The following is a 7,665-nucleotide window of genomic DNA, read 5'->3' on the forward strand; positions in this document are numbered from 1 at the left end:
GGACACTCCGTAGCGGCAGTACAAGCGCACTGCCCACAGGATGATCTCTTGAGGGAAGTGGCGACCGGAGAAGATGCTCATGCTGTCTGATGCTGGTTGACCGACCCCAACTTTGCAACAGCATCCTCAACACCACCCACATCATCGACGGACGCTTGTGCCGACACGAAGCCACCACCGCCTACACCGACCTATTGTCCGGCATCGCTGCACCCCTGCTGGTCACCACCGACGTCGGCCAAGGAGCCCAGTCCGCCATCAAGACCGTCTGGCCCATCACGAAAGTGCAACACTGCCTGGTACACCTCCCACGCGTCGCGCGCCGCCACACCACCAGCAGACCTCGCACACCTGCCAGCACCACGCTCTATCGCCTTGCGCTGAAGCTGACCCGCATCCCTGTTCTGGGCGCCGCCGGTACGATCGGCATCGGATTATTCCTGCTCCTGGGTGCGGTGCGAGCAGTTCTGCTCGGCCGCTTGAAACCAACTCAAGGGACGATGACGACCCCGGAGATTTCTGAAACCACGTAGCAGGTGTCGTCAGCCACGCCCATCTCGACATCAGACACCTCACCGGAAGCGGCCGCAGAAACCAGTCTGCAGCCGCTGCGTCACGCCCGCACACGCGGCATCACCACACGGCGATGCCAACCCATCAATTTCGTTCACTAGTATTCAGCAGAATGATGCGATGGATTAGTCTTTCTTTGTGTCGTAACGTGGGTTTCGACCAGCGCATCGACCGCACTTCCCGACGAACCAGGAGATTTCATGTCATCCCTCCCCACCCCCTCGCTCCATTCGCTCTCTATCGACGGAGACCGCCTATGGACATCGCTGATGGATCTGGCTCAAATCGGGGCTTACTCTGATCTCGCAACCGGGTTGACCGGGGTGAACCGACAGTCGCTGACCGACCAGGATGCTGAAGGTCGCCGCCTCGTGATCGGTTGGATGAAGGAAGCCGGACTCGAGGTGACCATCGACGAGATAGGAACGATCTTCGGCCGTCGAGAAGGTAGCGACCCGAGCCTCTCTCCGGTGATGGCGGGGTCGCACATCGACTCTGTCGGCACCGCAGGTGCTTTCGACGGCTGCCTGGGTGTACTCGGCGCCCTGGAGGTGGTCCGATCACTTAACGATGCCGGAATCACCACACGGCGCCCACTGGTCATCGCGGCGTGGACGGAAGAGGAGGGCGTGCGTTTCGGCACGGATATGCTCGGCTCCGCTGTCGCCGCCGGACGTCTCGTCCTGGACTACGCTTATGACCTCACCGATGAAACCGGCTTGAGGTTCGGCGACGAGCTGGTTCGGATCGGGTTCAAGGGTGACCGCGGCGTGCGTCTAGATCCACCGTATGCTTATATCGAGTGCCACATCGAGCAGGGGCCGGTCCTGTTGGACGGGGGATACGCGGTGGGTGTTGTGACGGGTGTCCAGGCTATTTCATGGCAGAAAATCACCCTGCGTGGACGGGCGGCACACGCCGGGGCTACCCCGACCGAGTTGCGCATCGACGCGGGTCTCGCTGCGGCGCAGATCGTCGTCAAGGTCAGGGAAATGGTCGACTCCGGAAAGTACGGACGGCTGCGGGCGACGGTCGGGCACATCACCACCTCCCCGGGGCTGCCCAGCGTCGTTCCAGACCTGGCCGAACTCACGGTCGATCTGCGCAATCCCGACGATGACCACATGGCAGCAGCCGAGGCTGACCTCGCCGCGTTCCTGACGTCCCTCCCCGACCTTCAACCCACTACGGGCCTGAAGGTGGAGACCATGCGGATGGCCAAGACACGTCAGGTGCCCTTCGACGAACGCATTCAGAGCACCATCGTCGACGTCGCTGACGCACTCGGGCACGAGACAGTCCGGCTCATGTCCGGTGCCGGGCATGATGCGCAGGAGGTGGCTGCGATCGCACCGACAGCCATGATCTTCGTGCGCGGCCAGTACGACGGCATCAGCCACAATCCCCGCGAATACTCGACACCCGAGGACTGTGCTGCCGGCATCACGGTGCTCGCCAACAGCCTGCTGCGCCTGGCCGACGAAGAGATTTGACTACCACGTCGTCCTGATTCCTCCACCACAGGCCCCGCACCTGCCCATCGCCGGTGGGGGTCACCTGGATCAGGAGACTTGGGCCGACACAATGGATGATTTCGCCCTTTACAGAATCGGCGGACCAGAAGGCTACATTCCCTCCGCCACAAGTTTCAGAGAGCGAACTACTTCGTCTACTGCCGACTCGCTTCGTCCCGTGTCCCGATGCGCTGCGAGAACATTCCTCACCTCAGGTCTTCCACCGGCTGAAAACTGACGCAAATCCCGATGCTGCCCAGTCAGTGCAAGTCCCGGAAGAAGCGCGACTGCGTGCCCTGACGCGACAAAATTGGCCTGGACAGCAAGGTCTTCGGACGTACAGACGATACGCGGTTCGAAACCGGCACGACGACACTGATTGGTGACCCAGGTGCGTGGCGGGGTATTCGCATTCTCCACCGCCCAGCCTTCCGTTTTTAACTGACCGATGAGATCCTGACTACCGTCCAACCGGTCCGCGACGGAGGATGCCATGGTCAACCACAGTGGATCCGACATCAGATGGGTGATTGTAATCCCGGGAAGCTGCTGGATCGGGACGCCAGGGTAGCTTTCGGTGATCACGACGTCGACGTCTGCAGACAACAGTGCCGGAATGGTCTCGCGCGGTTCGCCCTGACGGAAAACGACGTTCACCGCCGGGTATCGCTCATTCAGGTCGATGATCATTCGAGGAATGAGGGTCAGTGCCGCTGACTGGAATCCCGCCACCGTCACCGACCCTCGCGGTTGTCCGGTGGAGGCCAGAACATCCGCCTCAGCATGCTTTATCTGTGCGAGGATGACCTCGGCATGTTCGGCGAGAATCCTCCCCTGCGGGGTGAGCGCCAGTCGACGGCCAACCGGCTCGACCAGTGCGACACCGATGTCTTTCTCCAGCTGTCGAAGTTGTTGTGACACGGCTGATGTGCTGTATGACAGGGCCTCAGCGACGGCCACCAGGGTCTGGCGGCGGTGAAGTTCCCTTAAGACACGTAGCCAGGGCACTTTGAGCACGGTTAGGCGTACTCCAGCACTAGTTCAACCTCGACCGGGGCATCGAGCGGCAGCTCAGCGACACCGACAGCGGACCGGGCGTGCTGCCCGGCCGCGCCAAACGCGCTAGCCATCAGCTCACTTGCTCCATTGATGACGGTCGGCTGGCCGGTGAAACCAATGGCGGAGGCAACGAATCCGACAACTTTGCCGACACGGACGACGCGGTCGAGGTCGATGACGCTACCGGCGGCAGCCAAGGCATTGAGGGCACAGGCGCGGGCCAACAACGTGGCCTCGTTAGCATCGATCTGCTCACCGACTTTGCCGGTCGCCGCTAGTGCACCCTCGACGAGGGGCAGCTGCCCCGAGGTGCACACGTGGAACCCGGTCACCAGGGCGGGGACGTATGCGCCCGCAGGGGCTGGAATTTCCGGCAGTTGCAGCCCTACGTCGCGGAGTCGTCGGCGGGTCTGTTCGTGTGGTGTCGTGTTGTTCTCGGTCATGGTCAGCTCCAGACTAGGGTGGTTAAGAGCAAGGGCCAGCAATGACGGCAATTAGTTCTGTTTACCTATAAAGATAGCGCCTGTCAGATCGACCGGGGGGGCACCTCGTCGGGGTTCACGGCTCGGGCAGCGGATTGGCCGCCGTTCCTTCTGTACTCACGAGCACGACGATGGAGTCCGGGCCCAGCTCGATCGCGTCACGAGAGGCCCCAGGTGTGACCAACACTCGGACGCCCGCCAGGGACGCGGCACCGCAGGGCCCGGAGTCTTGTCCCCGCTCACGGAAGTCGAGGACAGCCTGACGACACGAATCCTCGTCCACCGCGACAGCGGCAGTCAAGCCTTCCCTGAGGGACGGCCATCCGATATCAGTCGGCGTTCCACAGTTCAGTCCCGCCATCATGGTCGGCGAGGACGTGTCGACCGAGACTGCCGAACCCGCGTGGAGGGACTGCAGGATACAGGCGGCTGTGGCTGGCTCGACGCTCAGAAGGTTTACGGAGCTGTCCGCCACACCGCGGTAGTACTCGACCATGGCCTGCGCCAGCGAACCGACCCCCACAGGGCAGGCGACGAGATCCGGTCCGGTCACGCCGGCTGCGTTCAGCTGGTCAGCGATCTCGTCAAACATCGTCATATAGCCTTCGATAATCCATCGTGGAACATCCACGTAGCCGGACCACGAGGTGTCCTGAATGAGAAGTTCTCCGCGATGTCCCGCGACGGAGTCTGCGGCAGCCTCCACCACATCGTCATAGGTGAGGTCAAGGGGAATCAGCTGGGCTCCCTCCGCAGAAATGGCGTCTGCGGCGGCCTGACTGATGCCTTTGGGGATGTAGATTCTCGCGTCGACCCCCAGGAGTCGCGCCATGTGCGATACGGCGCGTCCATGGTTACCGTCCGTTGCCGTCACCAACCTGACCTCGCCATTTCTGCTCTCCTCGAGAAGTACCCTGAGCCGGTCAACCGTCAAACCTACAGGTTCGACGCCGAGGTGTTGTGCGATCGCGCAGCACACGGCCCATGAGGCACCGAGAATTTTGAACGCCGGCAACCCCAGTCGATCAGATTCGTCCTTGACGAATACGCGGGCGACGTTCAGTTCGGCGGCTAGTTCCGGAATCTCCCGCAGTGTCGTGGAGCGGTATCCGTCCATGCTCTCGTGGAACGAACGTGCCGCCACAGGGCCAATGCTCGTCCGCCAGTCGGCGGCCGCTGGATTGAGGTAGCTCGCAATGCTGTTGTCCGGAAGAGTCATGGATGTCAGCGTACGTCCCTTGGCCGTTCACGAAAAGCGTATCTTTGCGGACATTATATTCCACCTCTACTTCACTAAGTGGACCTTCGGGCCAGCGAGGTCGGTGCGACACCCCAGCAACCCGTGCGGCCATGGAAAATTCCGGCATCGACTCACACTGGACCGACGTCGGCGGGGCAGGTGCCAAAGCGCCTCATGCTGGACTTGACGTACCAGTCAGGGGGTGGACGCTCCCGCACACCCCTTACGTCCAGGTTTCCTTAACTATAACGTCTGAAAAAGATCGCTTTACGTGACTTGTTCACCTTGCCACAATACCTAGTGATCCAGGACACATCCTGGTCGCTCGTCCACACCGTAACCTTTTCGTCACCGCCGTGACAGACGGACACTGCACACCACCGAGATCACAACGAGGATCCGGTCCCCGCGAGAGGCCGGAGCGCTGGACGCTGAGATTCTTCAACAGAGACTGACCACCGAAAGGCGCCCCGATGAACTTCTTCCCACCTTCCAGAACAGCAGCCACCCGCCGTGTACCGAATGCACATCGCACGCCATTGTCCTGATGCTGGGGTCTCGTTCACTCCAGGCCCGGCACAACAGGGAGTTAAACCAATGGACGTGATCGTCAGCATCAGTGACTTCCTCTGGGGAAACTTCATCGGCTACGCCCTGCTCGTCCTGGGCCTACTTTTTTCCATCTTGCTCGTATTTCCCCAGATCCGGTACTTCGGCCACGCGCTCAGCGTCGTCCGCAACAGTCTCAGCGGCGATGGCGGAAAGATCTCCGGATTCTCGACACTCATGGCCTCGATAGGTAGCCAGGTCGGCACCGGCAGCCTGGTCGGCGTGTCAAGCGCTCTCGCCGCCGGAGGTCCGGGTGCGATCTTCTGGATGTGGGTGACCGCAGCATTCGGGATGGTGATCACCTTCTGCGAGACAGTGCTGGGACAATTATTCCGCGAGCGGCAGGAGGATGGGACATACCGCGGTGGGGCGGCCTATTACATCGAAAAAGGCCTCCGTAACAGGGCCGTCGCCATCGTCATCGCTGTCCTGTACATTCTCGGCGTCGGCATCGCGATCGCCTCCGTGCAAACGAGCTCGATCGCCAACGCCGTCACCGGTGTCACGGACATCAACCCCCTCATCCCGGGGCTCATCGTCATCGCCCTCGCTGGACTGGTGACCATCGGTGGCGCGAAGAGGTTGGCCAGCGTGTCCAACCTGATCGTTCCCTTCATGGCCGTGGGATACATCTCCATCGTGACGTTCATCGTATTGATCAACATCACCAACCTCCCAGCGGTCATAATCTTAATCGCGGAGTCCGCCTTCAGCCCCGCTGCCACCCTCGGAGGCGTCGGCGGGTGGACCATCATGGAAGCGTTCCGCCACGGTATGACCAGAGGCCTGTTCTCTAACGACGCAGGCAATGGAGCGGCAGCCATGATGCACGCGGCAGCTGACGTCAAGCATCCAGTCCAGCAGGGACTGCTCGGCATGATCGGAACTTTCGTCACAACGATCCTGATCTGCTCCGCGACCGCTTTCGCAATTCTGATGACCGGCGTGATCTCAACCGGAGAAGATGGGATCAACCTACTCCAGGAGGCCTTCAACTCCGGCATCGGTGACACAGGCCGCTGGATGATCCTTGGGGCGATGTTCCTCTTCGGTTTCACAACGCTCTTGGCAGACCTCTTCTACGGAGAAACCAATATTCGTTTCATATTCAGAGACAAAGCCAAGTGGCCCATCTGGGTGTACCGTCTCGTTGGCGCGATCATACTTGCCATTGCGGCCGTTGTCCCGCTCAACTTCATTTGGGCGTTCGTCGACTTCTTCATGGCATTCATCGTCTTCATCAACCTGTGCGCCATCATCCTCCTGTTCAAGTATGTGAAGAGGGTATTCGACGACTACGTCAGGCAGCGGAAAGCGGGCGTGTCCCAGCCCGTGTGGGATTACAGTGAGGAACAAGAAATGAAAGAATGACGTGCTTGTGGTCGGCACGCCCGCTGCGACAGCCGTCGCGCAGCAGGTCCCCCTGATGCTCACCACCAGCAATGCGCACTGAATATCCGTGCCGCAATCCACCCTACAAGGAGTATTCATGACAATCTCTCTGAGCCCAGAGCTCGTCTACAACGTTCAGCAGTGGCGACACCACATCCACCGCCATCCTGAACTCGCATTCGACGAGAAAACGACCGCACGGTACATCGCCGAACACATCAGCAATCTTCCCGGTGTCGAGGTGGCCACCGGTATTGGAGACACCGGCGTGGTCGGCACCTTGAGCAAGGGCGAGGGGGGTGCTGTTGCAAAGTGGTGTGGACTCGCGTCCCGATACGACAAGTTTGCGGTGGTGTACCGGGCGGCGGCGGTGCTGTCGGAGGTCGTCGCCTGGACCTCACCTTTAAGAGACACGGCCCTAGGTCATGACGGCCGCTCTGGGGTACGTGGAGTCTTTCCGCAGTGGCGGAGGTGTCGTTGATGCGTTCCTTGAGACGGGAGAGCGTCATACCCAGTCGGCGCACCGGCGCCTAGTCTGACGAGGAGGAGCTCCGAAGCGCCACATGGCGGATAAAGTCACAGACTTAGACATCATCCACTGCAACCAGAGGCTTTTTCTACGTCAACGATTCAGTGATCCTGTCACCAATACGCTGGCCGGGTACATCTAGCGGGCGGAGTGCCGTCCGCCGGTGTTCTCAGCGGAGTCGTCGATCTCTCCGGCAATGCCGTTGGAGGCTGAGGTGATGCCGTTCTGGTTCGCGAGCAGGTCGCGGATCTCGACGAGAAGGTCGAC

6 protein-coding genes and 2 pseudogenes are annotated in these 7,665 nt (G+C 60.8%); 4 read left to right on the top strand and 4 right to left on the bottom strand.

Going from position 1 to position 7,665, the window contains the following annotated elements:
* Positions 1-81 (bottom strand): annotated as a pseudogene (locus BJF89_RS18550) (IS6 family transposase); the annotation flags it as partial.
* A gap of 53 nt (positions 82-134) precedes the next feature.
* Here BJF89_RS18550 and BJF89_RS19515 point away from each other — a divergent pair.
* Positions 135-422: pseudogene (locus BJF89_RS19515) on the top strand (transposase); the annotation flags it as partial.
* Positions 423-773: 351 nt separating this feature from the next.
* On the top strand, positions 774-2,066 hold the full coding sequence (locus BJF89_RS09735) for a M20 family metallo-hydrolase (protein ID WP_075814433.1): 1,293 nt from the start codon (positions 774-776) through the stop codon (positions 2,064-2,066).
* A 132-nt stretch (positions 2,067-2,198) separates the two neighbouring features.
* On the opposite strand, the gene BJF89_RS09740 is transcribed toward BJF89_RS09735, so the two are convergent.
* The 3 genes from BJF89_RS09740 to BJF89_RS09750 form a co-directional block, all read right to left on the bottom strand.
* A complete protein-coding gene (locus BJF89_RS09740; RefSeq protein WP_075814435.1) occupies positions 2,199-3,104 on the bottom strand; it encodes a LysR substrate-binding domain-containing protein in 906 nt (301 codons plus the stop codon).
* A 2-nt stretch (positions 3,105-3,106) separates the two neighbouring features.
* Entirely contained in the window at positions 3,107-3,589 is a 483-nt protein-coding gene (locus BJF89_RS09745; RefSeq protein ID WP_075814437.1) for a RidA family protein, read from the bottom strand.
* 115 nt (positions 3,590-3,704) lie between these two features.
* On the bottom strand, positions 3,705-4,847 hold the full coding sequence (locus BJF89_RS09750) for a diaminopropionate ammonia-lyase (RefSeq protein WP_075814439.1): 1,143 nt from the start codon (positions 4,845-4,847) through the stop codon (positions 3,705-3,707).
* A 618-nt stretch (positions 4,848-5,465) separates the two neighbouring features.
* Between BJF89_RS09750 and BJF89_RS09755 the strand changes: the two genes are divergently transcribed.
* Both BJF89_RS09755 and BJF89_RS09760 read left to right on the top strand, forming a co-directional pair.
* Positions 5,466-6,848 carry a sodium:alanine symporter family protein gene (locus BJF89_RS09755; RefSeq protein WP_075814441.1) on the top strand — a complete coding sequence of 461 codons (1,383 nt, stop codon included), beginning with the start codon at positions 5,466-5,468 and terminating at the stop codon, positions 6,846-6,848.
* 118 nt (positions 6,849-6,966) lie between these two features.
* A complete protein-coding gene (locus BJF89_RS09760) occupies positions 6,967-7,350 on the top strand; it encodes a hypothetical protein (RefSeq protein WP_075814443.1) in 384 nt (127 codons plus the stop codon).
* Positions 7,351-7,665 lie beyond the last annotated feature (315 nt).

It is taken from the genome of Corynebacterium sp. CNJ-954, assembly GCF_001942345.1.
Classification (GTDB): domain Bacteria; phylum Actinomycetota; class Actinomycetes; order Mycobacteriales; family Mycobacteriaceae; genus Corynebacterium.

Bases quoted from the DNA above. Each gene is read 5' to 3' on its own strand.
- BJF89_RS09735 (WP_075814433.1), top strand. From the start codon at position 774: ATGTCATCCCTCCCCACCCCCTCGCTCCATTCGCTCTCTATCGACGGA.
- BJF89_RS09745 (WP_075814437.1), bottom strand. From the start codon at position 3,589: ATGACCGAGAACAACACGACACCACACGAACAGACCCGCCGACGACTC.
- BJF89_RS09750 (WP_075814439.1), bottom strand. From the start codon at position 4,847: ATGACTCTTCCGGACAACAGCATTGCGAGCTACCTCAATCCAGCGGCC.
- BJF89_RS09755 (WP_075814441.1), top strand. From the start codon at position 5,466: ATGGACGTGATCGTCAGCATCAGTGACTTCCTCTGGGGAAACTTCATC.
- BJF89_RS09760 (WP_075814443.1), top strand. From the start codon at position 6,967: ATGACAATCTCTCTGAGCCCAGAGCTCGTCTACAACGTTCAGCAGTGG.